24 protein-coding genes are annotated in these 26,192 nt (G+C 59.0%); 11 read left to right on the plus strand and 13 right to left on the minus strand.

Features of this window, described 5'->3' with window-relative positions; all coding sequences use genetic code 11:
• Window positions 1–55: 55 nt before the first annotated feature.
• Genes JNX03_RS06270 through JNX03_RS06285 form a run of 4 tightly spaced genes read right to left on the minus strand, consistent with a single transcriptional unit; the run spans window position 56 to window position 3,798 of the window.
• A complete protein-coding gene (locus JNX03_RS06270; protein ID WP_203211545.1) occupies window positions 56–1,573 on the minus strand; it encodes an AMP-binding protein in 1,518 nt (505 codons plus the stop codon).
• On the minus strand, window positions 1,573–2,286 hold the full coding sequence (locus JNX03_RS06275) for a flavodoxin family protein (RefSeq protein WP_203211546.1): 714 nt from the start codon (window positions 2,284–2,286) through the stop codon (window positions 1,573–1,575). Before JNX03_RS06275 ends, JNX03_RS06270 begins: the two co-directional genes overlap by 1 nt.
• Window positions 2,283–2,630 (minus strand): hypothetical protein, encoded by a 348-nt coding sequence (locus tag JNX03_RS06280; RefSeq protein ID WP_203211547.1) that lies wholly within the window; start codon window positions 2,628–2,630, stop codon window positions 2,283–2,285. The genes JNX03_RS06275 and JNX03_RS06280 overlap by 4 nt, the downstream gene beginning before the upstream one ends.
• A 4-nt stretch (window positions 2,631–2,634) precedes the next feature.
• On the minus strand, window positions 2,635–3,798 hold the full coding sequence (locus JNX03_RS06285) for an isovaleryl-CoA dehydrogenase (RefSeq protein WP_203211548.1): 1,164 nt from the start codon (window positions 3,796–3,798) through the stop codon (window positions 2,635–2,637).
• A 141-nt stretch (window positions 3,799–3,939) separates the two neighbouring features.
• On the opposite strand from JNX03_RS06285, the gene JNX03_RS06290 reads away from it, so the two are divergent.
• Window positions 3,940–4,416 (plus strand): pyridoxamine 5'-phosphate oxidase family protein, encoded by a 477-nt coding sequence (locus JNX03_RS06290; protein ID WP_203211549.1) that lies wholly within the window; start codon window positions 3,940–3,942, stop codon window positions 4,414–4,416.
• Between the two features lie 35 nt (window positions 4,417–4,451).
• Here JNX03_RS06290 and JNX03_RS06295 read toward each other — a convergent pair whose 3' ends face one another.
• Complete coding sequence (locus tag JNX03_RS06295; RefSeq protein WP_203211550.1) at window positions 4,452–5,648, minus strand: DegT/DnrJ/EryC1/StrS family aminotransferase; 1,197 nt, start codon at window positions 5,646–5,648, stop codon at window positions 4,452–4,454.
• The gene (locus JNX03_RS06300; protein ID WP_203211551.1) at window positions 5,645–6,322 is read right to left on the minus strand and encodes an HAD-IIIA family hydrolase; all 678 of its coding nucleotides are present in this window, start codon (window positions 6,320–6,322) and stop codon (window positions 5,645–5,647) included. The genes JNX03_RS06295 and JNX03_RS06300 overlap by 4 nt, the downstream gene beginning before the upstream one ends.
• Window positions 6,323–6,451: 129 nt before the next feature.
• Here JNX03_RS06300 and glmU point away from each other — a divergent pair, with 129 nt between their 5' ends.
• The 4 genes from glmU to JNX03_RS06320 are packed head-to-tail and all read left to right on the plus strand — an operon-like array spanning window position 6,452 to window position 10,863.
• A complete protein-coding gene (glmU, locus tag JNX03_RS06305; protein ID WP_203211552.1) occupies window positions 6,452–7,804 on the plus strand; it encodes a bifunctional UDP-N-acetylglucosamine diphosphorylase/glucosamine-1-phosphate N-acetyltransferase GlmU in 1,353 nt (450 codons plus the stop codon).
• Window positions 7,805–7,806: 2 nt separating this feature from the next.
• Complete coding sequence (gene glmS / locus JNX03_RS06310) at window positions 7,807–9,627, plus strand: glutamine--fructose-6-phosphate transaminase (isomerizing) (protein ID WP_203211553.1); 1,821 nt, start codon at window positions 7,807–7,809, stop codon at window positions 9,625–9,627.
• Window positions 9,627–10,181 carry a pyridoxamine 5'-phosphate oxidase family protein gene (locus JNX03_RS06315; RefSeq protein ID WP_203211554.1) on the plus strand — a complete coding sequence of 185 codons (555 nt, stop codon included), beginning with the start codon at window positions 9,627–9,629 and terminating at the stop codon, window positions 10,179–10,181. The genes glmS and JNX03_RS06315 overlap by 1 nt, the downstream gene beginning before the upstream one ends.
• Entirely contained in the window at window positions 10,174–10,863 is a 690-nt protein-coding gene (locus JNX03_RS06320) for a DNA alkylation repair protein (protein ID WP_203211555.1), read from the plus strand. Before JNX03_RS06315 ends, JNX03_RS06320 begins: the two co-directional genes overlap by 8 nt.
• Here JNX03_RS06320 and JNX03_RS06325 read toward each other — a convergent pair.
• Window positions 10,860–11,399: a hypothetical protein gene (locus JNX03_RS06325; protein ID WP_203211556.1), complete on the minus strand. Its 540-nt coding sequence runs from the start codon at window positions 11,397–11,399 to the stop codon at window positions 10,860–10,862. The genes JNX03_RS06320 and JNX03_RS06325 overlap by 4 nt on opposite strands.
• Window positions 11,400–11,484: 85 nt before the next feature.
• On the opposite strand from JNX03_RS06325, the gene moaA reads away from it, so the two are divergent.
• The 3 genes from moaA to JNX03_RS06340 are packed head-to-tail and all read left to right on the plus strand — an operon-like array spanning window position 11,485 to window position 14,809.
• Entirely contained in the window at window positions 11,485–12,492 is a 1,008-nt protein-coding gene (gene moaA, locus JNX03_RS06330) for a GTP 3',8-cyclase MoaA (protein ID WP_203211557.1), read from the plus strand.
• A gap of 6 nt (window positions 12,493–12,498) precedes the next feature.
• Window positions 12,499–13,788 (plus strand): 3-deoxy-D-manno-octulosonic acid transferase, encoded by a 1,290-nt coding sequence (locus tag JNX03_RS06335; protein WP_203211558.1) that lies wholly within the window; start codon window positions 12,499–12,501, stop codon window positions 13,786–13,788.
• Window positions 13,781–14,809, plus strand: coding sequence for a glycosyltransferase family 4 protein (locus JNX03_RS06340; RefSeq protein WP_203211559.1), 1,029 nt, complete (start codon window positions 13,781–13,783; stop codon window positions 14,807–14,809). The genes JNX03_RS06335 and JNX03_RS06340 overlap by 8 nt, the downstream gene beginning before the upstream one ends.
• 10 nt (window positions 14,810–14,819) lie before the next feature.
• Here the strand turns inward: JNX03_RS06340 and JNX03_RS06345 are convergent, their stop codons facing one another.
• The 6 genes from JNX03_RS06345 to JNX03_RS06370 all read right to left on the minus strand — a co-directional run bounded on the left by JNX03_RS06345 (window position 14,820) and on the right by JNX03_RS06370 (window position 21,974).
• Window positions 14,820–15,986, minus strand: a complete 1,167-nt coding sequence (locus JNX03_RS06345) for a M20 aminoacylase family protein (RefSeq protein ID WP_203211560.1) — start codon at window positions 15,984–15,986, stop codon at window positions 14,820–14,822.
• Window positions 15,987–16,047: 61 nt separating this feature from the next.
• Complete coding sequence (locus tag JNX03_RS06350) at window positions 16,048–17,214, minus strand: M20 aminoacylase family protein (protein WP_203211561.1); 1,167 nt, start codon at window positions 17,212–17,214, stop codon at window positions 16,048–16,050.
• 22 nt (window positions 17,215–17,236) lie between these two features.
• Window positions 17,237–18,583 (minus strand): NAD(P)/FAD-dependent oxidoreductase, encoded by a 1,347-nt coding sequence (locus JNX03_RS06355; RefSeq protein WP_203211562.1) that lies wholly within the window; start codon window positions 18,581–18,583, stop codon window positions 17,237–17,239.
• A 17-nt stretch (window positions 18,584–18,600) separates the two neighbouring features.
• Window positions 18,601–19,764 (minus strand): acetylornithine deacetylase, encoded by a 1,164-nt coding sequence (argE, locus tag JNX03_RS06360; RefSeq protein ID WP_203211563.1) that lies wholly within the window; start codon window positions 19,762–19,764, stop codon window positions 18,601–18,603.
• On the minus strand, window positions 19,757–20,137 hold the full coding sequence (locus JNX03_RS06365; protein ID WP_203211564.1) for a bleomycin resistance protein: 381 nt from the start codon (window positions 20,135–20,137) through the stop codon (window positions 19,757–19,759). The genes argE and JNX03_RS06365 overlap by 8 nt, the downstream gene beginning before the upstream one ends.
• Window positions 20,138–20,141: 4 nt before the next feature.
• A complete protein-coding gene (locus JNX03_RS06370) occupies window positions 20,142–21,974 on the minus strand; it encodes an ABC transporter ATP-binding protein (RefSeq protein WP_203211565.1) in 1,833 nt (610 codons plus the stop codon).
• A gap of 309 nt (window positions 21,975–22,283) precedes the next feature.
• Here JNX03_RS06370 and JNX03_RS06375 point away from each other — a divergent pair, with 309 nt between their 5' ends.
• From JNX03_RS06375 to JNX03_RS06385, 3 genes are all read left to right on the plus strand, one after another.
• The gene (locus JNX03_RS06375) at window positions 22,284–24,005 is read left to right on the plus strand and encodes a peptide ABC transporter substrate-binding protein (RefSeq protein WP_203211566.1); all 1,722 of its coding nucleotides are present in this window, start codon (window positions 22,284–22,286) and stop codon (window positions 24,003–24,005) included.
• Between the two features lie 108 nt (window positions 24,006–24,113).
• The gene (locus JNX03_RS06380) at window positions 24,114–25,151 is read left to right on the plus strand and encodes an ABC transporter permease (protein ID WP_203211567.1); all 1,038 of its coding nucleotides are present in this window, start codon (window positions 24,114–24,116) and stop codon (window positions 25,149–25,151) included.
• A complete protein-coding gene (locus JNX03_RS06385; protein WP_203211568.1) occupies window positions 25,144–26,142 on the plus strand; it encodes an ABC transporter permease in 999 nt (332 codons plus the stop codon). Before JNX03_RS06380 ends, JNX03_RS06385 begins: the two co-directional genes overlap by 8 nt.
• Window positions 26,143–26,192: the final 50 nt, after the last annotated feature.

Consider the following 26,192-nt stretch of genomic DNA (forward strand, 5'->3'; position numbering starts at 1 on the left):
GGTGCCGGCTTTTTCGAATAAATCTGTTCTGCCGCCGGGAGGAGAATGGACCAGTTCATACGGCCCCCTCCGCCGCAGCACGGGCCTTCAGCTCCTTGCGGATCACCTTGCCAGTTACCGTCATCGGCAGGGCGTCGACAAAAGAAATTTCCCTTGGGTAAGAATAGCTTGCCAACCGATCTTTGACCCATTTCTGCAACTCTTCGGCCTCTACACCGGAACCGTCCTTGCGCACCACATAGGCTTTGACCACCTCCGTGCGCAGCGGATCAGGCTTGCCCACAACCCCCACGGTCGCAACGCCGGGATGGGTCAGCAGGCAATCTTCAATCTCGGCCGGGCCAATGCGGTATCCGGCCGAGGTGATCACATCATCCTCGCGCCCGACAAAGCGCAGGTAATCACCCTCCCAGATGCCGCGATCTCCGGTAATCAGCCAATCATCGCGAAATTTCTCGGCCGTCGCCTCTGGCCGGTTCCAATAGCGCAGCATCATCGACGCCGATCCGCGCCGAATGGCCACGTCACCTTCGCCCGATGTGGGTTGGCCTGCGCTGTCAATCACGGCAACGTCATGGCCCGGCACCGGCTTCCCGATACACCCCGGTTGTGCAGCAAAATCAGCGGCGCAGGAGGAAGCGACCATGTTGCATTCGGTCTGGCCGTAGAACTCGTTGATCTCCAACCCGAAGGCTTTGCGCCCCCAAGCCAGCATCTCGCCGCCCAATGGCTCGCCGCCGCTGGCCACGGACCGCAAACCGGGGATCGCCATATCTGCCGCTTTGAGCATTCTTAAAGCAGTGGGCGGAAAGAATACATTGCGCGCCCCGCACTGCGCGATCACCCCGGCGCAGCCCTCCACCGTGAATTTGCTCATTCGCGCCGCCACCACAGGAATGCCAAGCGCCAGCCCGGGCATCAGCACATCAAACAGCCCGCCAATCCACGCCCAGTCCGCGGGTGTCCAGAGGCAATCACCCACCTGCCCCAGATGATTGTGACTGATCGAGACCCCGGGCAAATGGCCGGTCAGAACCCGGTGCCCATGCAGCGCGCCCTTGGGGCTGCCGGTGGTGCCGGAGGTATAAATCAGCACGGCGGGATCGTCAGATGCGGTGTCGGCAAACCCGACCGGATCACCCTGTATGCCGACGTAGTTCGCGATCCACGCCTCTGCCAAATCGCCCAGCAGTGCCGCCCCTTCATCGTCCGTCAGAACGATGGCACAGCCCGCATCCCCGACCCGGCTGGCCAGCGCATCATGCTTGAAGAGTTTGAACAAAGGCACTGAAATCGCGCCAATTTTCCAGATCGCCAGATGCGCCGCCGCGCACCAAGGGCTTTGACTGAGCAAGACGCCCACACGGTCGCCTGCCCGCACCTTTTTCAACAGGGCACGGGCCAGACCATCGGCCATGGAATGCAATTGGCCAAAGCTGACATCGCGACGCTGCGGACCGGTCAAATCAATGATCGCCGTGGCCCCGTCCGGCTGCGACAGGCATTGCGCGGCCATGTTCAGCCGCGCGGGAATGTCCCAGCTGTGGTCAATATGCAGGCCCGGCAGGTTCATCAGCTGCGATACTCCGGATTCTCATAGCCAAATCGTGCACCCGCATCCCAAGCCTTGCGATCGTTGCCCTGATTGGGATAACCGCCTGCCGCATTGAGCATTCGCGCCAGATGCATGGCGTTCCATGTCATGATCGTCGTGTTGCGCTGGGTGAATTCATTGTCCAACCCGGCGCGGCTGCCATCCTCCAGATCGTCGCCATAAGATGGCCCCGGCCCCGCCTCGCCGATCCAGCCACAATCGGCCTGCGGCGGGATCGTGTAGCCCAAGTGGTTCATCGCAAAGCCCAGGGTCATCGCGGTGTGTTTGATGCCATCCTCGTTGCCGGTGATCACACAGGCCGCCACCTTGCCATAGAAGACCGATTGCCCCTTGTTGTTCAGCTCCCCGCTCATCGCGTAGAGACGTTCGATCAGGACACGGCAAACGGAAGATTCCTCGCCCAGCCAAAGCGGCGTGCCTATGATCAGGATATCGGCGGCCAGCACCTTTTCCCATAACATTGGCCAGTCGTCCTGCGCCCAGCCATGTTCGGTCATGTCGGGATAAACACCTGGCGGCACCTGATGGCTGAGCAGATGCAGATGTTCGACCTCTACGCCCTCGCCCTCCATGATGGCGGCGCTGGCGTTCATCAAAAGCTTGGTATGGCTTTCCGATGGCTCTTTCTTGAGAGACGTGTTGATAAACAAGGCTTTGAGAGGGGTTGTCATGTGTCGGGCTCCAGTTCCGGAAAAGGCGATGTACCGGCCGCAGGCAAGGGTGCCGCAATGCGGCCGCCGAACCTGTTCACGTAGTACACAGCCTCAAACACTCCAGTTTCTCCCATCGGTTTACACCGCACGACGATCCAAACGTTGGCCCAATCCGGCGCGGGATAGGCCGCGCAATCGGTTGGTTTGGCCCCTGTTCCGGCCTCCTGCAGATAAAGCGCGGCATACCGCGCGATCACGTCGCTTTGCTCCAGCGTGGCCACGATCCAGCCCAACCGGAAAACCAGTACCGCGCCAAGACCGGTCAGCGCCGCCAAGGGCGCCCACCAAAGCCAGCGCGGCATCTGTTTAACCCATCGAAGCCATCATCTCGCGGCCCACCAGCATCCGGCGAATTTCCGAAGTGCCTGCGCCGATTTCCATCAGTTTGGCATCACGGAAAATCCGGCCCACCGGGTTGTCGGACAAATAGCCCGCGCCGCCCATGGCCTGTACGGCCTGATGCGCCTGCACCATGGCCTGCTCCGAAGCGTAAAGACAGCAGGCCGCAGCATCCTGACGGGTTACGGTGCCACGGTCACAGGCCTGCGCAACCGAATAGACATAGGCACGGGCCGAATTCATCGCGGTGTACATATCCGCCATCTTGCCCTGCATCAGTTGGAAGTTGCCAATCGGCTGACCAAATTGTTTACGCTCGGCCATGTAAGGCATGATCTCGTCCAGACAGGCCGCCATAATGCCAAGGCCGATACCGGCCAGCACCACGCGTTCGTAGTCCAGACCGGACATCAACACGCGCACGCCTTTGCCCTCCTCGCCCAGCACGTTCTCAAACGGCACTTCTACATCGTCAAAGATCAGCTCTGCCGTGTTCGACCCGCGCATCCCCAGCTTGTCAAAATGCGGGCTGGTGGTGAAACCCTTCATCGACTTTTCGATCAAAAAGGCGGTGATCCCCTTGGAGCCGGCATCGGGGTCCGTTTTGGCGTAAACCACCAATGTATCGGCATCCGGGCCGTTGGTGATCCAGTATTTATTGCCCGACAGACGGTAATGATCGTTTCGCTTTTCGGCGCGAAGTTTCATGCTGACCACGTCACTGCCCGCAGATGGCTCTGACATTGCCAAAGCGCCAACATGTTCGCCGGAACACAGCTTGGGCAGGTATTTCTCTTTCTGCTCTTGCGTGCCGTTCAACTTGATCTGGTTCAGGCACAGGTTCGAATGCGCCCCATAGGACAGCGAGACCGAAGCCGACGCCCGCGCGATTTCCTCTACCGCAACCGTATGCGCCACATAGCCCATGCCGGTGCCGCCAAATTCCTCGTCGACGGTCATACCAAGGAGGCCCAGCTCCCCCATCTCGGTCCAAAGCTCGGGCGGGAACTCATTCTTGGTGTCAATGTCTGCGGCCATCGGCTTGACGCGCTCTTGCGCCCAACGATGCACCATTTCGCGCAATGCGCCGACATCTTCCCCCAGATCAAACTGCATACTGGCGTTGAACATGGCTCTCTCCCGTTTATTGAACGCTTGTTCATTACTTACAGATCAAACATCCACCGGTCAAGCGTCTTGGAAAGGTGGAACCAATTGCCGCGCTGCCCGTTGGTCCTTCAGCAATGCAAATTCAGCAAAAAGAGAGAGAACATGACCGACAGCTTGAAAAAAGAATTCTGGGACCGTCTGGAAGACACGCGCACAGGCATGTTGTCCGCCGGATCCGCCCCTGCCGTCCCAATGAGCCATTTTGTTGAGGACGACAGCACCGCGCCATTCTTGTGGTTCATCACCGCCAAAGGCACCGCACTGGCCGAGGCGGCAGCCACCGGCGCCGACGCCCAATATATTGTATCGACCAAGGACGAACAGCTTTACGCCCGCATTGATGGGCGTGTCCAGGCAGTGAATGACCCTGCGCAGCTTGACCGGATCTGGAACGTGATGGCCGATGTCTGGTTTGATGGGGGTAAGCATGACAGTGACGTGCAGCTGCTGCGGATGGATCTGAAACAGGCCGAGGTCTGGCTGACCGATGGCAGCATCAAATTCCTGTTCGAAGTGGCCAAGGCCCACCTGACAGACCAACAACCCGATGTCGGCCAACACGGCACGGTGCATTTCTAATCAACCCAGCGCCCTCTCCTTTAGGAGGGGGCGTTTTAGCTTGGCGCTTGATACACGCGGCCAACCTCTGCGCGGATGATCCGCGCAATCAAGGCGCAATCTTCCAAAGAGAAGGTCAGCGGCACGCGCATATCCACGATCCCGGCCAGCACCGCATCACTTTTGGGCATCGGCGGCGCATCCACGTAACGCCATGAATCATAGCGGCTGGTAAATCCGACCGGCTCTGCCCCGCCGAACCATTTCAATTCAACACCGCGTGCCGCGCAACTGCGCTGCACCTCTAGCACGGCGGCCTCGCTCCAGCCGGACAGCAGGAATTGAATGGAAGATCCAACAATACTTTCTTTTCCGGGGCGTTCGATCACGGTCAGGCCCGGCGTGCCGCGCAGCCCCGCTTCGATCGCATAGTACCGCTCGTTCCACCTCTGCACTTGACGGTCCAGGTCCTTCAATTGCGGGCGCAGGATCGCGGCCCGCAGATTATCCATTCGCCCCGAAATATTGGGGGTCTCATAGCGAATGGTCTCAAAAGCTTCTCTTGGCGGACCGGCTTCATGCCGTTCATACAGCATGTAAGAGCCGGACAATATGATCGCCCGCGCCGCCACCTCTGCATCGTCTGTGACGAGCAATCCACCCTCGCCCGAATTGACATGTTTGTAGGTCTGGCAGGAATAACATCCGACCTTGCCCTGCGTTCCCGATGGCACCCCGTCCCAGGCCGCGCCCATGGTATGCGCGCAATCTTCAATCACGGTGATCCCCGCCGCATCACAAATCGCCATAAGCGCGGTCATATCTGCCAAATGCCCGCGCATATGGCTCAACAATAAAACATCGGCCTGATCGGCCTTGGCGGCGAGATCCTCAAGATCAATCACCAACTGGTCTGTGACACCGACAAACACCGGCACAGCGCCAAGCGCCGCAATTGCCCCCGGAACCGGGGCCAAGGTAAAAGTGTTTGTCAGAACCTTATCGCCGGGTTTGACCCCCACCGCCCGCATCGCCGTGGCCATCGCATAACCGCCCGATGCCACCGCGAGACAGTACTTCGCGCCGACCTGCGCGGCAAACTCCTGCTCCAACAGCGCAGTTTCCGCGATCTCGCCCGCGACAGTATTATATCGGTGCAAGCGCCCATGCCGCATCACCGCCACGGCCGCCTCGATGCCGGCCTCGGGAATTGGCTCTTGCTGTGTGAAACTGCCTTTGAAAACCTCTGTCATTGCCCCGCCCTTCCGATCAAATTTTCAACAATGCCCGGCAGTTCCGCATAATCATGTAGTAACGCCTCAGGCTCCAATGCCGACATGTCGCCGCCCGCAGGACCGAATGTCACCAACACACAAGGCACCCCGGCCGCCTGCGCCGTCTTTCGGTCCGTGATCGAATCCCCGATCAGCATGGACTGCGCCGGATCCCCGCCTGCGCGGCGGGTGGTTTCGTGCAAATGCTCAGGATCTGGCTTGCGCACAGCGAGGCTGTCGGCCCCCAGCATGGATTGCCAGATGTCACGCACGCCCAACCGCCGCAGCAATTGATCGGCCAGCGCCTCTGGCTTGTTTGTGCAGATCGCAACGCGATAACCGCTTGATTTCAAGGTCTCAACCGCATCCATCGCGCCGGGATACAGATAGGTCCGGCTGTCGATGTCCTGCGCATAGGCTTCAAGCAGCTTGGGATAGAACACATCAATCACGGCATCATCAAGCGGACGGCCCAAACGTTCCATCCCGAGGGTCAGCATCGCCCGACCGCCCCGCAACGCCGTCCCCGCATCGCGGGCAGCATCCAGCAGATCGCCCTCGCCCATCTGCCGAAAACAGGCGTTCGCCGCCGCGATCAGATCCCCGCTGGTGTCTGCCAAAGTGCCGTCGAGATCAAAAACAACTGTCTTCATGAAACCCTCTGCTAAGCGGAACCCCGCCCGTACATGTTGCAACCCGCAACCTTGTTTGATGCCGCGCAGCCTTGCGCCTTTGTGCGAAGGGCGTAAAGAGAAAGCAAGTATCAGAATAAAGAGACAGACATGAAAACTGGACTGATCATCCTTGCCGCAGGCAAAGGCACGCGGATGAATTCGGAATTACCAAAAGTACTGCACCCAATCGCGGGAGAGCCGATGCTGGTGCACGCCATGGCCTCCGGTGCGGCGCTGGCACCGGAATGTACCGTGATTGTCGCCGGGCATGGGGCCGCGCAGGTCGAAACCGCAGCGTTGGAATATGATCCCGATGTCACCGTTGTCACCCAGGACGAACAGCTTGGCACTGCCCATGCGGTGGCGCAGGCCCGCAAGGCGCTGGATGGGTTCGATGGAATGGCATTGGTGCTATACGGTGACACCCCATTCGTGCAGCCTGAAACGTTAGAAAAAATGCAAGAGGCACTGACCAGGCATGATCTGGTTGTGCTGGGCTTTGAAGCGGCTGATCCGGCCCGCTATGGGCGGTTGATCCTGCAAGGGGATCACCTGGACCGGATCGTCGAATACAAAGATGCATCAGATGAAGAACGCGCAATAACACTCTGTAATAGCGGTGTTGTTGCCTGCAAGTCGGACCTGCTCTTTGATCTGATTGATGCCGTTGGAAATGACAATGCGGCGGGCGAATATTACCTCACCGACATCGTCGAAATCGCCCGTGCGCGGGGCTTGTCTGCCACTGCAGTGACCTGCGCCGAAGAAGAAACCATGGGCGTCAATTCTCGCGTTGATCTGGCCGCCGCCGATGCCGCGTTTCAGGCCCGCGCCCGCCAAACCCTGATGGAAGATGGCGTCACCCTGATGGCCCCCGAAACAGTTTATCTGGCCCGTGATACGGTGATTGGCCGCGACACGGTGATTGAACCGAATGTTGTCTTTGGCCCCGGCGTGACTGTCGAATCCGGCACAACCATCCGCGCGTTTTCGCATTTGGAAGGCTGCCATGTGTCCCGCGGTGCCATTGTCGGCCCTTATGCCCGCCTGCGCCCTGGCGCGGAGCTGGCCGAAGACGTGCGCATCGGCAATTTTGTCGAAGTGAAGAACGCGCAAATCGCCGAAGGGGCCAAGGTCAACCACCTCAGCTACATTGGCGATGCCACAATCGGGCGTAAATCCAACATCGGCGCAGGCACGATCACTTGCAATTATGACGGCGTCATGAAGCATCACACCCATATCGGCGAGAACGCATTTATCGGGTCAAACACCATGTTGGTCGCGCCGGTCTCAATCGGGGATGGCGCGATGACCGGCAGCGGCTCTGTTATCACCTCGGACGTGGAGCCTGACGCGCTGGCGCTGGCCCGTGCGCCGCAGGTCGAGAAACCGGGGATGGCACGTAAATTGTTCGAAATGTTAAAGGCCAAAAAGGCCAAAGCGCAGAGAGGCAGCTAGAAATGTGCGGAATTGTAGGGGTACTGGGAAACCACGAAGCAGCGCCGATACTTGTAGAGGCTCTCAAACGGCTGGAATATCGTGGCTATGACAGCGCCGGTATCGCAACGGTGAACGACGGCACATTGGACCGCCGCCGTGCAGTCGGAAAGCTGGTGAACCTCAGCGATCTGCTGGTGCACGAACCGCTGGCGGGCAAGTCCGGCATCGGCCATACCCGCTGGGCCACCCACGGTGCGCCGACGATCAACAACGCACACCCCCATAAGGCCGGTCCAGTTGCCGTGGTGCACAACGGGATCATCGAGAACTTCCGCGAATTGCGGTCCGAACTGGCGGAAAACGGTGTGAAATTCATCACCGAGACCGACACCGAAACCGTCGCTCTTATGGCGCAGCACTATATGTCTCAGGGTCATGAGCCGGTTGAGGCGGCAAAACGCACGATTGCCCGGCTGGATGGCGCATTCGCCTTGGCTTTCCTGTTTGACGGCCATGACGATCTGATGATTGCAGCCCGCAAGGGATCACCTCTTGCGTTGGGCTATGGCGAGGGCGAAATGTTCGTCGGCAGCGACGCCATTGCCCTATCGCCGCTGACAGACCGGATATCCTATCTTGAAGAAGGCGATGTCGCGGTCATCACACGAAACTCCGCCGAAATCACCGATGCAAACGGCGCATTGGCCAATCGCGCGATCCGTACCATCCAGATCGACAGCACCCGCATCGACAAGGGCGGGCACAAGCACTTTATGGCCAAGGAAATCGCCGAACAGCCCGGTGTGATCGGGGATGCACTGCGGCAATATATCACCGCCGAAGGCGAGATTAACCTACCAGATAAAGGCATTGATTTCAGCAAGATAGACCGCATCACTATGGTCGCCTGCGGCACGGCATTCTATGCCTGCCTCACCGCGAAATATTGGTTTGAGCAAATTGCTCGCCTGCCCGTAGAGGTCGATGTGGCCTCCGAATTCCGCTACCGCGAACCGCCGATCCCTGATCGCACCCTGGCCCTGTTTGTCAGCCAGTCAGGCGAGACTGCCGATACCCTGGCCGCCCTGCGCTATTGCGAGGGCAAGGCGCAAACCATCACATCAGTGATCAACGTTCCGGAATCCTCCATCGCCCGCGAAAGCGATCTGGCGCTGCCGATCTTTGCCGGTGTTGAGGTTGGCGTGGCCTCGACCAAAGCGTTCACATGCCAGCTCACAGTGTTGTTCCTGCTTGTTCTGAAGGCGGCCAAAGACCGCGGCGCTCTGGATGACGCCGCCATCGCGGATCACATCAGCCATCTGCGCGGATTGCCCGCCGTATTGAACACCGCGCTAGAGCAAAACGATGCCCTGCGCGATGCGGCCCGTAAACTGGCCTCGGCCCGAGATGTGCTGTTTCTGGGGCGTGGCCACATGTATCCTCTCGCTCTTGAGGGTGCCCTTAAATTAAAAGAAATCAGCTATATACACGCCGAAGCTTATGCATCAGGTGAACTGAAGCACGGTCCCATCGCGCTTGTGGATGAGAACGTGCCGGTGGTGGTGCTGGCCCCGCGTGATCCGCTCTTCGACAAGACGGTCAGCAACATGCAGGAGGTCATGGCCCGCAAAGGCAAAGTGATCTTGGTGTCCGACAACAAGGGCTTGAGCGAGGCCAATGAAGGAGTCTGGTCGAGCATCGAGATGCCTTCAATAAGCGATGCACTCACCCCGATCCTTTATGCGATACCGGCTCAATTGCTGGCCTACCACACCGCCGTCGCCAAGGGGACGGACGTTGACCAGCCGCGCAATCTGGCCAAATCGGTCACGGTGGAGTAATGGCCAAGCAATTTGACGCCCTCAGCGACGATCACAGCAGCTTTATCGCCGCGCAGCACATGTTCTTTTGTGGCAGTGCGGCGCAGGACGGACGTGTCAATATCTCGCCCAAAGGGATGGACAGCCTGCGGGTGCTTGGCCCCAACCGGATCATCTGGCGCAATCTGACGGGATCGGGCAATGAAACCGCCGGTCATTTGGCACGGGTCAATCGCATGACCCTGATGTGGTGCGGATTTGAAAAGCGCCCGATGATTTTGCGCTGCTACGGCACGGCCCGCACCCTGCACCCCCGTGATGTGGAATTCGCCGAATTTAACAAGCTCTTCCCACCCTCAGACGGCGCAAGGCAGATCTACGACCTGCAGATCGACCTTGTGCAAACCAGCTGCGGCTATGCCGTGCCGTACTATGACCACCAAGGCCCGCGCGACACCTTGGAAAAATGGACCTTGGACAAAAGCCCCGCGGAAATCGAAACCTATTGGGACACCCGCAACCAGCGCACCATTGACGGGATGCCAACCCATATTCTTGGTCCGTCTGATGATTGATCCGTACCTTGAGGCCTTGGAGGCGCTGTCAGACCCCGAACGCGCCGTGCAGATGCGCAAGTATCACAAGGCTGACCGCCGATACCTTGGCCTGGCCAACCCGCAAATTGACGCGCTGACCAAGTCCTGGCGGGCCGAGCTGAATCTGGCAGAACGGGTCGCACTGTCAGATGCGCTTTGGCAGACCGATATTTTCGAAGGGCGTTTGGCAGCGGCCAAATTGCTAACCCAGGCCCGACTGCGCCCCGATGACACACCCGCATGGCGATTGATTGCATCATGGACCCCTGATTTTGACAGCTGGGCGATCGCCGATCACGCCTCTATGGCTGCGCAAAAGCGTTTGGTGGCTGGCCCCGCACGTTTAGACGAGGTCGAAACCTGGATTGCCTCCGATCACATGTGGACACGGCGTGCGGCGTTTGTCTCGACCTTGCCCTGGACCAAGCAGAACCACCCTAAACCCCATGAATTGGCCGCTCGGGACCGAATTCTGGGCTGGGCCGCAGCCCTGGTTAAAGATCATCAGTGGTTTATCCAAAAAGCCATCGGCTGGTGGCTGCGCGACCTGTCGCGCCATGATCCGGCCCGCACCATCGCCTTTGTCGAGGCCCACGGGGATGTCATGAAGCCTTTCGCAGTGAAAGAAGCGATGCGGCATCTGAAAAAAGCGGGCCGTTAACCCTCCAGCGCGACAGTGACCTCGGTCAGGTCAGTCAAGGACGCGCCGATCAAACGCATGGCAGACAGTGACATCCGGCTGCCGCCCGTTGCGGGTCCATCCAAGGGGATTAAGGTCACCAGAGAGGATTTGCCATTGGCGGGATTGGTCACCCGTCCTTGCGCCTCGGATTTGACCAAGGGTGTTTTCAACCATAATCCGGGCTCTGTTGGGCTGCCCAGACTGGCCACGGTGCGCCCCAGATCGCGGGTGGGCGCGGCAGGGGGGGCAACAGCGGCGGCGCGTTGCTCTGCTGTGGTGGTGTCCAATGCTTCTGCCGATTGGGCGCTTGGCGCGGGCGGCGGCGCCGAGGTTTCCGGGGTCAAGATATTACTCTGCGACGCCGGATCACTGGGGACAAAAGGATCAAGCGGCGCGTCATCAGCCACCGCATCCGGTTTGCCCGGTCCGGGCATGGAGATTCCGATCCTGTCCATCACGCCAGCGCAACCGACGAGGATAAGACAGGACAAACTGATCAGGGCAAACGGCTTCATCCTGCCATTCTAGCCCCGGCCCTTCGGACCGGCAATCAACCAATTGGCGCTTGCCCCGCAATAGGCGGGGCATTACCTATGACCCATGAACGCACCTCTCATTGATCCTTTCGCGCGCGCAATCACATATCTGCGGGTTTCTGTCACGGACCGTTGCGATTTCCGCTGTGTCTACTGCATGTCGGAAAACATGACCTTCCTGCCCAAGAAGGAACTGCTTACCCTCGAAGAACTGGACCGCATGTGTTCCACCTTTGTTGGACTGGGCGTGCAAAAGCTGCGCATCACCGGCGGAGAACCCTTGGTGCGCCGCGACATCATGACGTTTTTCAATGCGATGGGCCGTCACCTTGAGGCTGGAACGCTCAAGGAACTGACGCTCACCACCAACGGCAGCCAGTTGGAGCGTTTCGCGGGTGATCTTTATGCCGCAGGCGTGCGGCGGGTGAATATCTCGCTCGATACCCTGGACGAAGGCAAATTCGCCGAAATCACGCGCTGGGGCCGTCTGGCGCAGGTTTTGCGCGGTGTTGATGCGGCGCAAAAAGCCGGTCTGCGGGTCAAGATCAATGCTGTGGCGCTCAAAGGTTTCAACGAAGACGAGCTGCCCGAAATTACCAAGTGGTGCGCCGAGCGGGACATGGATCTGACCTGGATCGAAGTGATGCCGATGGGCGATCTGGGCAATGAAGACCGGTTGGAACAATATTGGTCCCTCGACGATGTCCGCGCACGTTATGCCGAACATTACACGGTGACAGATCTGGCGGAGAACTCCGGCGGACCTGCGCGTTACGTGCGCCTTGAGGAAACCGGCCAGAAGATCGGCTTTATCACCCCTCTGAGCCATAATTTCTGTGAAAGCTGCAACCGTGTGCGTATCACCTGCACGGGCGAGATTTACATGTGTTTGGGGCAGGAGGACGTCGCCGACCTGCGCGGCCCTCTGCGGGCCCATCCCACTGACAGCGCCCCGCTTGAGGCCGCGATCCGCGCCGCGATTGAACGCAAGCCCAAGGGCCATGACTTTGACTATTCGCGCCAGCGCGCCGATGGCCAGATGTCGCGCCACATGAGCCATACAGGCGGCTGATCTTCCATGCCTGCCCCCTTTCTCTATCGTGCCTGGGTGGGGGCAAGCATGTTGCTTGTGCCATTCTTTGCCCGTCGTGAAGTGCGCAAATTGCGCGATGCCGGACTGTCAGTGGACCGCGCCCATGAAAAGCTGGGCCATGCCACAGAACCGCGCGATCCTTCTGGCCTGCTGATCTGGTTTCACGCCGCCTCTGTCGGGGAAAGCCTGTCTGTGCTGGCGTTGATTGACCGCATGGGCAAGGCTTTGCCGAATGCGCAGTTTCTGATCACCTCCGGCACCGCCACATCGGCCCGCCTCCTGGCGCAGCGCATGCCGCACCGCGCGGTACATCAATTTGCCCCGCTGGACGCCCCCGGCCCGCTGAAACGGTTTCTGCGCCATTGGCGCCCCGATGCGGCGGTGTTTGTGGAAAGCGAACTTTGGCCGCAAATGCTGCGCCGGACCTATGAGCGTGGCACCAGTATGGCACTGGTCAATGCCCGCCTGTCCGAAGGGTCCATCGCGCAATGGCGCAGGTTCCCCAAAACCGCCCGCTATATCTTTGATGTCTTTTCGCTGATCCTGACTCAAAACGACGCAATGGCCGGGGCGATGGTGGCGATGAACGCGCCGCCGGATCGTGTGGCGCGAGGGATCAACCTTAAATCCATGGCAGGCCCGCTGCCAGTGGACGAAGACCTCCTGTTTGAGGCCCGCGCCGCGCTTGGGCATCGGCCGGTCTGGGTGGCCTCCTCGACCCATGAAGGCGAAGAGGAAACGGTGCTGGCGGCGCATCAGGCTTTGCTCAAACGGTTCCCTGATCTGTGCCTGATCCTCGCCCCCCGCCATCCCGAACGCGGCGATGCGGTGGCAGCGATGATCGTACAATCCGGCCTCAGCATGACCCGCAGAACCGCAGGCGACATGCCCGGCGGACAGGTGTTTCTGGCCGATACCATGGGCGAATTGGGCAGTTGGTATGCCGTCAGTGATCTGGTGTTTCTGGGCGGGTCTTTGCACCCCATCGGCGGGCACAATCCGTTTGAAGTGGCACAATCAGGCGCTGCGGTTTTGTCCGGTCATCACGTAAAGAATTTTGCCGAAACCTATGAAGAAATGGAAAAAAATGGCGCTGCCCGTTTGGTCGAGGCAGCCGAGGATCTCGCCGCACACATCGCTGAACTGCTTGACAACGAGACACGGCGGACTGCCATGAAAAATGCAGCTGCCTCCTTTACCGCCGCGCAAACCGACAAGCTGGACAGCATCGCGCAGCGCCTGATCAAAGCATTGGATCTTGGCGCAGATGGCTGAAGTCTTTGTCACGAACTACAACCCGAATTTCACCGGTGTTTCGGCCACAGCCGCCAATGTGATCCGCCAGCAGCGGCGGCGCTATGATCTGACCTTTGTTGGACACCCCCTGCCCGGCTGCCCTGATCCGGTCACGCCGGGTGCGGCCCATGCCATGTCCCGCACCGCGCCCGAGGACCGCCCATTCGCGATCTGGCATGTGCGGCGGAACCCCGAAATGCGCAGCGCCATCTGGTTGCGCGATATCCGGCGCGCGCCGATCAAGATCGTCTTTACCTCCGCCGCGCAACGCTTGCATTCGGCCTATCCGCGCTGGCTGATCAGCCGCATGGACGCGGTGATTGCCACTACGGATAAAGCCGCCGAATTTGTGCCCCACGTGCGCGCCGTGGTGCCGCATGGGGTCGATACCGAGGCGTTCTATCCCGCCAAGGATCGCGCCGCCGCATGGGCCAATCTCGGCTATGGCGGCACCTCGGGGATCGCGACCATCGGGCGCATCCGGCCTGAAAAAGGCACCGATGTTTTTGTCGATGCAATGCTGCGCCTGCTGCCTGAACGGCCCGGAACGGTAGCTCTGGTCATTGGCCGGGCTGGCGGGAAATACGAAAGCTATCTCAAAGACTTGAAAGCCAAGGTTGCCGCCGCCGGACTGGCCGATCGCCTGCTCTTTCCCGGCGAGATTGCAGCGGACAGGTTGCCCATGCTGATGCGGTCCCTGTCACTGGTGATGCAACTGCCGCGCTATGAGGGGTATGGCATGGTGCCGCTGGAAGGTCTCGCGTCAGGGGTGCCATTCGTGGGCAGCGAAACAGGATACTATCGCAATTTTTCCGCGCAGGGGCGCGTCGGTGCCATTGTCCCGCTGCAAGATGCTGAAGCCGCCGCTTTTGCCGCACAGGAAATGCTGGACCGTAAGAACGCCGCTGCTGCGGCCCGTGACGTGGCGCTTCACAGCTTTAGCGCCAAGGCAGAGGCAGACGGCATTGATGCCGTCTACCAATCGCTTTGGCAGGGTTAGCGCCCGCCGCTTAGTTCATCACAGGCATGCGCTGCTCAACGATGCCCGCCCACCAGCTGCATCCCGCCGGGATTGCCTCATCGTTGAAATTGTACATAGGGTGATGCACGGCGGCGCTGTCGCCATTGCCGACAAGGATGTAGGCGCCGGGCCGCTCTTCGAGCATAAAGGCGAAATCTTCGCCGCCCATGACCAGCGGCGCCTCGTCACAATCTCCAGATACGGACCGCGCGACTTCAGCTGCAAATTCTGTCTGTTCTTCGTGGTTTACCATGACCGGATAGTTGCGTTTATAGTTCACTCTTGCAGTCGCGCCAAAGGTCGTGGCGATGCCTTCACAGATCTCCGTCACCCGCTTTTCCGCCAGATCGCGCAGCTCATTGGACAAGGTGCGCACCGTACCCAGCATATTGACCCGCTGCGGGATCACGTTGAACGCCTTTGAGGAGGTTTCAAAGGATGTGATCGACACCACGATGCTGCCCACCGGATCGGCATTTCGCGAGGCAATGGTCTGCAGGGCGGTCACGATATGCGCGGCGACAACGGTTGTATCAATTGTCTCGTTCGGTTTGGCCGCATGGCCGCCCAAGCCCTCAATCTCGATATCCAGCAGATCGGTCGCCGCAAAGAACGGGCCCGAGCGGATACCGAACTTGCCCGTCGGCACGCCCGGCCAGTTGTGCATGCCGTAAACCTCTTGGATGTTCCAACGGTCCATCATCCCGTCTTCGCACATCTCGCGGCCACCGCCGCCGCCCTCTTCGGCGGGCTGAAAGATCACCACCGCCGTGCCGTCAAAATTGCGGGTCTCCGCCAGATATTGCGCCGCGCCAAGAAGCATCGCCGTATGCCCGTCATGGCCGCAGGCATGCATCGCATTGGGCGTCTTGGAGGCATATTCAACACCGGTCTGTTCATGGATCGGCAGCGCGTCCATATCCGCGCGCAGGCCGATCACCTTGCCAGACGCGGTCGATTTGCCCTTGATCACGCCCACAACACCGGTGCGCCCGATGCCTTCGACCACTTCGTCGCAGCCGAACGCCCGCAGTTTCTCGGCCACGGTGGCCGAGGTCCGGTGGGTCTCAAACAGGATTTCGGGGTGTTCATGCAAATCACGTCGCCATGCGGTGATGTCATCATGCAATTCGGCAAATCGATTCTTTACGGGCATTGGGTGTCTTCCTTTTATTCTTGTTTAGGCGGTTTCATCCGCCTCTGTTTGATATGTAGGATCAGTTTGACGGCAAACGAGTCTCAACCATTTCGGCAAACCATGAACAGCCCGCCGGAATCGCATCGTCGTTGAAATCATACATCGGGTGATGCACCGTCGCGCCATCGCCGTTGCCAATCATGATATAGGCTCCCGGACGCGCATTCAGCATGTAGGAGAAATCCTCTCCGGCCATGATCGGCGGCGTGTCGCGCCAGACGTCCGGCACAATTTTTTCAGCAACATCAGCGGCATATACGGTTTCTTTGTCGTGATTGACCGTCACGGGATAGCCACGTTCATAGTCAATATCGGCGCGGCATTGATAGGCCGCAGCGGTATGCGTCACCAGATCGCGCAGCCGCTGTTCGGCCAGATCGCGCACGTCTTCATCCAAGCTGCGCACCGTGCCGCGCAGGCGTACGGTTTGCGGCAATACATTGTGGCTGTCGGTGTCACTGCGCAGGGTGCAGACCGAGACAACCACCTGTTTGATCGGGTCCACATTGCGGCTGGCAATGGATTGCAGCGCCACCACCACATGCGCCGCCGCCAGATTGGTATCAACCGCCTCATGGGGGGCGGCGGCATGACCGCCCTGCCCGTCGATCACGATGTCAAATTGATCCGTCGCCGCCAGCAAGGCACCGGGGCGGATCGCGAATTTGCCCACCGGGTAATCCGGCATATTGTGCATGCCGTAGACCTCATCAATTGACCATCGTTCCATAAGCCCGTCTTTGACCATCTCATTGCCACCGCCGCCGCCCTCTTCGGCAGGCTGAAAGATCAGAACACAGCGGCCATCAAAGTTGCGGGTTTCCGCCAGATATTGCGCCGCCCCCAGCAGCATCGCGGTATGGCCATCATGGCCGCAAGCATGCATCTTGCCGGGAACTTTGGAGGCATACTCAAGGCCCGTCGCCTCTTCGATCGGCAGTGCATCCATATCGGCCCTCAGCCCGATTGTGCGCCCCGATGTGTTGGTCTTGCCCTCAATCACCGCCACAACGCCGGTCTGGCCAATGCCGGTGGTGATGTCCGTGATGCCAAATTCCCTCAGCTTCTCCTCAACGAATTTCGCGGTTTCATGCACGTCAAATTGCAGTTCTGGATATTGGTGCAAGTGACGGCGCCATGCGGTGATTTCGGCATGAGTTTCGGCAAAACGGTTCTTAATTGGCATATGTCCCCCTAAATTGGCGGGCTCAAACAGATGGGCCCAGCCGGATCGCGCTGCCATCGGTGAATCGGGCTGCGCGAAACCTTGTCAGATCATGCCCCAGCGGATCGCCAGTGACCAGAGCCGCCAAAACACGCCCCATCGCAGGACCAATGCCGAACCCATGGCCGGACATGCCCGTGCCGATCACCAGCCCCGGCAGCTCAGTACAATGGTCCACCACAGGCACCACATCAGGCATTGTATCGATCATCCCTGCCCAGCGGGCCGTGACCTTGACCTCAGGCAAGGCCGGGAAAAGCGCGACAAAATCTTCCACCAAACGGTCCAGCTTTTTGATGTTGGGCGCAGGGTCGAGAATGCGCATCCGCTCAAACGGGGTTTGCTCATCTGCGGTCCAGCGGCGTTTGGTCCCCCAACCATCCGGATAATCCTTTGGCGATGCAAGATGATAGGATTGTCCCAAGGGATTGGCCCTGAGCTGGGGCAGATATTTTCCGAAATGGCGAAAGGCATCTGGACCGATGAAGAGCTCTGTCACGCCAGAGGGCGCCAAGGTGTAGCCGCCATCGGCCCGGCGCCGGAACGCCACTTTGCTGTCCGCAGCCGCGCCTTCACACAGATGCGGCAAGGGCGCGGTCGACAGAACGCTTTCGCGCACCGAAAGCTGTGGCAGGGACACCCCGTGATTGCGCAGAAACAGTGATGACCACGCGCCAGCCGCCAAAACCACACGCGGCGCAGCGATATGGCCGCTTTCCGTAACGACGCCCGCCACTTTGCCCGCCGCCAGATCAAGGCAACGCACCGCGCAGTTCTCAATGATATCTACACCTTCCGCCGCCGCAAGATCCGCCAGGGCGGGCACCGCCAGCCATGGCTCTGCCCGCATGTCAGACGGCGTCACCATCGCGCCTTTGTAACGCTGTCCCATATCGGGAAACATCGCCGCCGCCTCACGCGAGGACAACATACGGGTGTCCAGATCGTGATCCGCCGCCAACGACTGCCAATTGGCGAATCCGGACAGGTCTTTCTCGGTCTCCGCAAAATAGGTCACGCCGCCCTGATGCAGCCCGATGTCAACGGCACAATCGGCGGCCAGATCCTGCCACAGGCCGATTGCCTCCATCATGATCGGCAGTTCGTCGGGATCGCGGCCCTGTTGCCTGATCCACCCCCAATTGCGCGCGGATTGTTCGGCGGCGATGCGCCCTTTTTCAAGCAGGACCACCCGGTGCCCGCTCCGCGCCAGGTAAAGCGCGGTGGTCACCCCGATCACGCCGCCACCGATGACAACCACATCCGCCGCCTCAGGCACGGGCCCGGCAAAGCGTTGCGGTATCGGGGCGCGGAACGGGAAGGCGGACATTGGTGACTGTTCGGGCCTTAAGAGGCCAGCCGCGACAGCAGGCTCTTCATAAAGTCATGTCCGGCGTTGAACTGAGATATCTCAATAAACTCATTGGGTTGATGCGCCTGCGCGATATCCCCCGGCCCGCAGATCACCGCCGAATATCCGGCCTCTTGGAACTGCCCGGCCTCAGTGCCATAGCTGACCTTGTGACTGGCATTGTCACCGGTGATCTGGCGCACCAATGTTTCGGCCTCGCCATTGTCTTCGGGCTTGAGCCCCGGCACATCAAAACGTGGTGTGACCTCGATGTAAGTCTCGGGCACAACAGCCTGCATCTGCGCTTCGACCTCGCGCACTTTCTTGAGATAGGCGGTACTCCAGGCATCTTTATCCTCGCCCGGCACCACGCGGAAATCCATGGCGAATTTGCAGTCCTTGGCGGTGATGTTATGGGCTGTTCCCCCTTCGATCATGCCAACATGGCTGGTGGTGAACGGCGGATCAAACATCGCGGCAATGGCAGTGGGTTTACGCGCCATGCTTTGAGTGTTCATTTCATTGGCCCATTCGATCAATTTGGCCCCGGCCATGATCGCGTTGACCCCGGTGTGCATCAGCGAGGAATGCACCTCAAAGCCCACCACGTGCGTGTCAAACCCGGTGCCGCCCTTGTGGCCGGTCACCGCTTGCATGGTTGACGGCTCCCCCACGATCACGGCAGACCCCTTGGGCAACACAGGCTGCATCGCCTCAATCATCGGCGGCGCCCCGGTGCATCCAATTTCCTCATCAAAACTCAACGCGATCTGCAACGGGCGTTTCAGCCCCATGTATTTCCCCTCGACCAAGGCCCAAAGGGCCAGCGCATCAAACCCTTTCATGTCGCAGGTGCCGCGCCCGTAATATTTGCCGTCTTTTTCCACAACGCTGAACGGATCAGTGTCCCAGGGCTGCCCGTCAATCGGCACAACATCAGTATGACCCGACAGGACGATTGCGCCCTCTTCCCAAGGGCCGACATGGGCAAAAAGCGCATGCTTGGGCTCCTCCGGATCAACATAGCGATGGCTCTCGATGCCGTGGCTGTCCAGGTAATCGGCCACCCAGTCGACCAGCGGGATGTTGGTGTCACGCGATACAGTGGGAAAACTGATGAGTTTTTCCATCAGGGCGAAGGGGGAAAGCCGTTCAGCCATTTGAGTTTATTCCTTCTCCGAAAAAGACCAGGGTGCAGTCTTCGTCCGCCACGTGGAATTCACGCTGGCCATAATCTTGGTTGAAGGGGGCGCGCACCCGGCCCGCCGGCAGCCTGTCCAGCATGGGTTTCATGTCGGCATAAAGCGCGTCAATGCCCTGTACATCTATGTAGAATGATCCCTCGCGGGCAGGATCTTTGAGATCTACCCCCGCACTGACCTCGACCAATCGAACCGCAACATCATCCCGGCGCAAAAAGGCGTAATTGTCTGCCTCAAATCCCAGGGTAAACCCCAGCACGTCGCGATAGAACCCGGTCTGCGCCGCCAGGTTGGTGCAGGGCACAAAGGGTGTGATCTGCGTCAGGCGCATGGGATCAATAGCCGCTGTCGGTCAGCAACACCTCGTGGCCCGGTTCGATCTGCCGGTAGATGGATTTCTGCGGCCTGTAACTGATTGGATGGATCGGCGAAGGGATCGGCTTGAAGTTGAGATCCTTCTCGTCCTTACGTTTGCGCGGGTCGGCGATGGGAACCGCTTTCATCAAGGCTTGGGTGTAAGGATGCTGTGGGTTTTCAAATACTTGAGATCGCTTTCCGATCTCGACAATCCGGCCCAGATACATCACGCCCACGCGGTGGCTCACACGTTCGACCACCGCCATATCGTGGCTGATAAACAGGAACGACAGATTAAGCTCTTGTTGCAGCTCCATCATCAGGTTCAGCACCTGCGCCTGCACCGACACGTCCAGCGCCGAGACAGCCTCATCCGCAATGATCAACTTGGGGTTCAGTGCCAGCGCACGGGCAATCGCGACACGTTGGCGTTGTCCCCCGGACAGTTCGTGCGGAAAGCGACGCATAAAGCTGCGCGGCAGCTCCACCCGGTCAAACAGCATCTCGACCCGTTTGGTGATGTCCCCACCCTTGAGCGTGGCAAAGTTGTGAATGGGTTCGGCCACCTGATCGGACAATTGCATCTGCGGATTGAGCGAGGCGAAGGGATCTTGAAAGATCATCTGCATATCAAGCCGCGCGTTGCGCAACTGCTGGTGGTTCAACGCCATGATGTCTTTGCCGCCAAGGTCGATCTCACCCTCTTGCGGCTCTACCAGCCGCAAAATGGACCGGCCCGCGGTGGATTTACCGCAACCGGATTCGCCCACAAGGCTCAGCGTTTCGCCTTTGTTGATTGAGAATGAGACATCCTCGACCGCATGCACATTGGCGATTGTCCGGCGGAAAAAGCCGCCCTGCACCGGAAAACGTGTGGTCAGATTCTTGACCGTCAGCAAAACCTCGTCCGATCCCTTGATCGGCAGGATTTCCTTGTCTTCGCTGCCCATCAGTTTCATCGGCTCGGGATAGGCCTTGCCGGTCATCTCGCCCAGTTTTGGAACCGCCGCCAAAAGCGCCTTGGTATAAGGGTGCTGCGGGTTCTCGAAAATCTCTTCGACCGTGCCCTCTTCTACCTTGTTGCCGCGGAACATAACCACCACACGGTCGGCCATCTGTGCCACAACGGCCATATCATGGGTGATAAACATCACCGCCGTGCCGGTTTCGCGCTTCAATCGGTCCATCAAGGCAAGGATTTCGGCCTGAATTGTCACATCCAATGCCGTTGTCGGCTCATCCGCGATCAAAAGGCGCGGCTCGCAGGCCAGCGCCATGGCGATCACAACACGCTGGCGCATGCCGCCTGACAATTCATGAGGGTATTGCTGCAAACGCCGCTCCGGCTCGGGGATGCGCACCTGTTTGAGCAGATCCAGCGCCCGCGCTTCGGCCTGCGACTTGTTCATGCCCTTGTGCAAGCGAAGACCCTCGGTCAACTGCTTGCCCACTGTGAACACCGGGTTCAGGGCCGTCATCGGTTCTTGGAAGATCATCCCGATCTCATTGCCGCGAATATGGCGCATCGTTGGCTGATTGGTTTGCGCCAGATCCACCTCGCCGCCCTGGGCACGGTCAAACAACAGCCGCCCCCCGGCAATTTCTCCGCCACCATATTCGACCAACCGCATCAAAGACAGCGATGAGACCGATTTACCGGAGCCAGATTCGCCCACGACACAGACCGTTTCGCCCGGATTGATGTCGAAACTGACATCTTCAACGCCGACCACAGGGCCATCTTTTGTTTGAAATTCCACGCGAAGCCCTTGAATTTGGGCAATCGGGCCTTTGGTCGTCTGATCCAGCATCACGTTTCCTATTGTTATTTGTCGTCTGGGTTGATGGACGCTACGGCGATTGCACCAAGACTGTCAAACATCCGCCGTTGCCCATGCGTAATTTGCGGCTGGATTAATGTCTGGGGTTGCATTTCTGGCCAAACCTGTTTCGATACGCCCCATGCGCTTTGGGGGAGTGAACAAACAAATCGGCTTTTGCGCGGACTTTACGCAACGTTAGCCGTCGTTCTTAAACCAAACTCAATGCGACAAGAAAGGGTGCGGACCAACCCCACCCCAAAACGCGACACGCAACACGTGTCCAACAAGGAGTAAAAAATGAAAATGAAAACCCTTTTGATGGGTGCAATTGCCTCAGCTGCCTTTGCACCTTTCGCCCTCGCGGACGGCCATTCCGGCGAACGCGGGCGCGACGGTGAGGTCAAGATCATTTATTGGCAAGCGCCATCGATCCTGAACCCATATCTGTCCGGCGGCACCAAGGATCTCGAATCGGCCTCGCTCGTGATTGAGCCTCTGGGCCGTTACAACGAAACCGGCGCATTGGTCCCCTATCTGGCGGAAGAAATTCCAACGGTTGAAAATGGCGGCGTAAGCGCAGACCTCAAATCCATCACATGGAAGCTGAAAAGCGGTCTTGTATGGTCCGACGGCTCCCCTGTGACATCTGCGGACGTCGCGTTCACGGCGGAATACTGTATGCACCCCGAAGGTGGCTGTGCGCAGGGTTCCAAGTTTGACGGCGTTGATTCGGTCGAAGTTCTGGATGACCTGACGGTCAAGGTGCACTTCTCCGAAGCCAAACCAAACCCATACGGCCCGTTCATGGGCGGCCAGTCCCCGATCATTCAGAAGGCACAGTTCTCTGAATGCCTCGGTGCCAAGGCGCCGGAATGTACCGAAGCCAACTTTAACCCAATTGGCACCGGTCCTTTCAAGGTTGTGGAGTTCCGTCCAAATGACGTGATCACCATGGAAGCCAACGAAAACTACCGTGAAGAAGGCAAACCTGCCTTTGCGTCGCTGACCTTCAAAGGTGGCGGTGATGCGGTTGCAGCTGGCCGTGCGGTTATGGAAACCGGCGAGTTTGACTATGCATGGAACATGCAGTTGGCACCCGATGTTCTGGCCAAAATGGCCGAAGCGGGCAAAGGCAAGCCAATTTCCGCATTCGGTACGCTGGTTGAGCGTCTGGAAATGAACCTGACCAACCCATCGCCAGATCTGCCCGAGGGCGAGCGCTCCACCGTTGCGCATCCGCACCCGTTCCTGTCTGACGAAGCGGTACGCCGGGCACTGTCCATGGCGATCGACCGTCCTTTGCTGGTCGAAGTTGGCTACGGTCAGGCGGGTCGTCCGACCTGTAACCTGGTGCCTGCGCCAGCGCTTTATGCGTCCGACAACACCGAGTGTCTGACACAAGACATCGATGGCGCCAAAGCCATGCTCGACGCGGCCGGCTGGGTTGACAGCGATGGCGACGGTGTACGTGACAAGGACGGCGTGAAACTGTCGATCCTGTACCAGACATCGACCAACGCTGTGCGTCAGGATTTCCAAGCCCTGATCAAGGACTGGTGGAACCAGATCGGCGTAGAAGTTGAACTGCGCAACCTGGACGCATCCGTGTTCTTTGGTGGTGACCCAGGTTCCCCTGACACCTTCCAGAAGTTCTACGCGGACGTGGAAATGTACGCCAACAACTTCGACGGCACAGACCCACAGGCTTATCTGTCGGCCTACCGTTGCGGCAACGAGCCAAAGCCATCCAGCCAGTGGCAGGGTGAAAACATCAACCGCTTCTGTGATCCAGAATATGACGCCCTGCTGGACGAATTGTCCCGCACAGGCGAACTGGACAAGCGCGGTGAAATCTCCAAGAAGCTGAACAACATGCTCACCAAAGACACGATGACAATCGTGCCGCTGGTTGACCGTGGTCGTGTTTCCGCTGCGTCCAACACATTGGGCGGTGTTGTCCTGAACACATGGGACAGCGAACTGTGGAACGTTGCTGACTGGTATCGCATCAAGGAATAAAGGAATGGCGGGTCGTCTGGCCCGCCTTTCTCTTTTTGCGGCAGGGCGGGCATGTCTCGCCCTGCACCTTCACCCACCCCATCAGACTGAATTGCAAAGGCGACGCTTATGTTGACCTTCACCCTACGACGATTGTTGCTGTCGATCCCGACACTTTTGTTCATCAGTCTCGTTATTTTCCTTCTTCTTCAACTCGCTCCGGGCGATCCTATGGCACAGGTGCCGTTGACGGTGCCGCCCGAGGTCAAACAAAAGATGCGCGAGGCGCTGGGTCTGGGTCAGCCGATCCATGTGCAGTACTACAAGTGGCTGATCCAGTTCTTCTGGATCGAACCGCTGGTCTTTATCGATTATCTGACCAACACGTCGAGCCTGTTCAGCTGGCTGCCGGATACCGCATTCTCCGAAGGCAAACTGCGCGTGATCAGCTGGCAAACCCGCTCTCCGGTGATGGACATCGTGGTGCAGCGGATGCCGCAAACCCTGTGGGTTGTTGGGCTGAGCTATATTGTTGGCATCGTGATTGCGATCCCGATCGGGATCTATTCGGCCTACAAGCATTACTCCGTCTTCGATCAGGCCGGTACGTTTATCACCATGATCGGCTTTTCGATCCCGCCGTTCTTTACCGGCCCGCTGCTGATCGTGATTTTCTCGGTCTATCTGGGCTGGCTGCCGTCGATTTATGACACCACCCATGTTGTGACCGATTGGGAAAGCTTCAAGGTGCAGTTCTTTCAGATGATCATGCCCGTGATGGTGCTGGCGCTGCAAACCACCGCCCAGATCAGCCGCTATATGCGCGGTGCGATGCTGGACAACCTCAATCAGGACTATGTGCGCACAGCCCGTGCCAAAGGTCTGCGCGAAGGCGTTGTAGTCATGGTGCATGTGCTGCGCAACTCGATGATCCCGGTTGTGACCGTGATTGCACTGGGCATGCCGGCGATCTTTGGCGGCGCGATCATCACCGAGAACGTGTTCAAGGTGAACGGCATCGGACAGCTTCTGCTGACCGCGCTGTTTGCCAATGATCTGCCGATGGTGATGACCCTGACCTTTATCTTCGCCATCCTGATCGTTCTGTTTAACCTGATCGCCGACGTCCTCTATGGCGCGCTTGACCCGAGGATCCGCTATGACTGAGCAACCTATCCCCGCAAGCCCCATCGAGGCCGATATCGAGACCTTTGGTGCGCTCACCGACAAAGAGCCTCAAAAGCCGCCGCGCAGCCAGTGGCGTGATGTCTGGGACCAGTTCCGCAAACACAAAGGCGCGGTCTTTGGTGGCGGCTTCCTGATCTTCATCACCTTTGCGGTGATCTTTGGCCCTTACCTGTGGGATGTTGATCCCAAGGGGCTCGATATTCGCAACAAGAACTGGCGCCCGGTCTACACCCTGCTTTGGGAACCGGATGCGAAGGCCGGATGGGCGCATCCCTTTGGCACCGACCAATTGGGCCGCGATATCATGGCCCAGATGATTGCCGGAGGGCGCGTATCCATGTCCGTCGGCTGGCTCGCCATGGGTCTGGCTTTGGTCATCGGCACCGCTATCGGCGTGATTGCCGGCTACTTCAAGCGGCTCGATTTCTGGCTGATGCGATTTACCGATCTGGTGTTGTCGCTGCCGATCCTGCCACTGGTTCTGCTGGCGGTGACCCTGTTCCGGCAACCGCTCAATTCGCGGTTCGGACCCGAAGGCGGCATGTTCATCCTGATTGTCGCGGTCATCGGCCTCACCTCATGGATGCAAACCGCGCGGATCGTGCGGGGTGACATTCTGGCGCTCAAGGAACGTGAGTTCATCCTCGCCGCCCGGTCCATCGGCACCACTTCGGGCAAGATCATCCGCCGGCACCTGCTGCCCAATGTGATCTCGCCCATCATGGTTTCCGCGACGCTGGGTCTGGCGACCGCGATCATCACCGAAAGCGCGCTGAGCTTTCTGGGCGTTGGCTTCCCCTCGGACTATCCGACATGGGGCAAGCTATTGGCCGATGCGGTGCAGCGGATGCAGGACTTCCCCGAACGGGTCTTGCTGCCCGGCATCGCGATCTCTCTGACGGTGCTGAGCGTGAACTACCTTGGCGATGGCCTGCGTGATGCGCTCGATCCGCGGATCCGTGGCCGATAGGCAAATAAGGATCAATGCGCCTCCTCTGGCGCGTTGAAACAACTCCTGTT

It is taken from the genome of Sulfitobacter mediterraneus, assembly GCF_016801775.1.
GTDB classification, from domain to species: domain Bacteria; phylum Pseudomonadota; class Alphaproteobacteria; order Rhodobacterales; family Rhodobacteraceae; genus Sulfitobacter; species Sulfitobacter mediterraneus_A.

Bases quoted from the DNA above. Each gene is read 5' to 3' on its own strand.
- glmS (WP_203211553.1), top strand. From the start codon at position 7,807: ATGTGCGGAATTGTAGGGGTACTGGGAAACCACGAAGCAGCGCCGATA.
- JNX03_RS06325 (WP_203211556.1), bottom strand. From the start codon at position 11,399: ATGAAGCCGTTTGCCCTGATCAGTTTGTCCTGTCTTATCCTCGTCGGT.
- JNX03_RS06345 (WP_203211560.1), bottom strand. From the start codon at position 15,986: ATGCCCGTAAAGAATCGATTTGCCGAATTGCATGATGACATCACCGCA.
- JNX03_RS06270 (WP_203211545.1), bottom strand. From the start codon at position 1,573: ATGAACCTGCCGGGCCTGCATATTGACCACAGCTGGGACATTCCCGCG.
- JNX03_RS06320 (WP_203211555.1), top strand. From the start codon at position 10,174: ATGATTGATCCGTACCTTGAGGCCTTGGAGGCGCTGTCAGACCCCGAA.
- JNX03_RS06385 (WP_203211568.1), top strand. From the start codon at position 25,144: ATGACTGAGCAACCTATCCCCGCAAGCCCCATCGAGGCCGATATCGAG.
- JNX03_RS06350 (WP_203211561.1), bottom strand. From the start codon at position 17,214: ATGCCAATTAAGAACCGTTTTGCCGAAACTCATGCCGAAATCACCGCA.
- moaA (WP_203211557.1), top strand. From the start codon at position 11,485: ATGAACGCACCTCTCATTGATCCTTTCGCGCGCGCAATCACATATCTG.
- JNX03_RS06365 (WP_203211564.1), bottom strand. From the start codon at position 20,137: ATGCGCCTGACGCAGATCACACCCTTTGTGCCCTGCACCAACCTGGCG.
- argE (WP_203211563.1), bottom strand. From the start codon at position 19,764: ATGGCTGAACGGCTTTCCCCCTTCGCCCTGATGGAAAAACTCATCAGT.
- JNX03_RS06275 (WP_203211546.1), bottom strand. From the start codon at position 2,286: ATGACAACCCCTCTCAAAGCCTTGTTTATCAACACGTCTCTCAAGAAA.
- JNX03_RS06300 (WP_203211551.1), bottom strand. From the start codon at position 6,322: ATGAAGACAGTTGTTTTTGATCTCGACGGCACTTTGGCAGACACCAGC.
- JNX03_RS06340 (WP_203211559.1), top strand. From the start codon at position 13,781: ATGGCTGAAGTCTTTGTCACGAACTACAACCCGAATTTCACCGGTGTT.
- JNX03_RS06290 (WP_203211549.1), top strand. From the start codon at position 3,940: ATGACCGACAGCTTGAAAAAAGAATTCTGGGACCGTCTGGAAGACACG.
- glmU (WP_203211552.1), top strand. From the start codon at position 6,452: ATGAAAACTGGACTGATCATCCTTGCCGCAGGCAAAGGCACGCGGATG.
- JNX03_RS06280 (WP_203211547.1), bottom strand. From the start codon at position 2,630: ATGCCGCGCTGGCTTTGGTGGGCGCCCTTGGCGGCGCTGACCGGTCTT.
- JNX03_RS06315 (WP_203211554.1), top strand. From the start codon at position 9,627: ATGGCCAAGCAATTTGACGCCCTCAGCGACGATCACAGCAGCTTTATC.
- JNX03_RS06380 (WP_203211567.1), top strand. From the start codon at position 24,114: ATGTTGACCTTCACCCTACGACGATTGTTGCTGTCGATCCCGACACTT.
- JNX03_RS06375 (WP_203211566.1), top strand. From the start codon at position 22,284: ATGAAAATGAAAACCCTTTTGATGGGTGCAATTGCCTCAGCTGCCTTT.
- JNX03_RS06335 (WP_203211558.1), top strand. From the start codon at position 12,499: ATGCCTGCCCCCTTTCTCTATCGTGCCTGGGTGGGGGCAAGCATGTTG.
- JNX03_RS06285 (WP_203211548.1), bottom strand. From the start codon at position 3,798: ATGTTCAACGCCAGTATGCAGTTTGATCTGGGGGAAGATGTCGGCGCA.
- JNX03_RS06295 (WP_203211550.1), bottom strand. From the start codon at position 5,648: ATGACAGAGGTTTTCAAAGGCAGTTTCACACAGCAAGAGCCAATTCCC.
- JNX03_RS06355 (WP_203211562.1), bottom strand. From the start codon at position 18,583: ATGTCCGCCTTCCCGTTCCGCGCCCCGATACCGCAACGCTTTGCCGGG.
- JNX03_RS06370 (WP_203211565.1), bottom strand. From the start codon at position 21,974: ATGCTGGATCAGACGACCAAAGGCCCGATTGCCCAAATTCAAGGGCTT.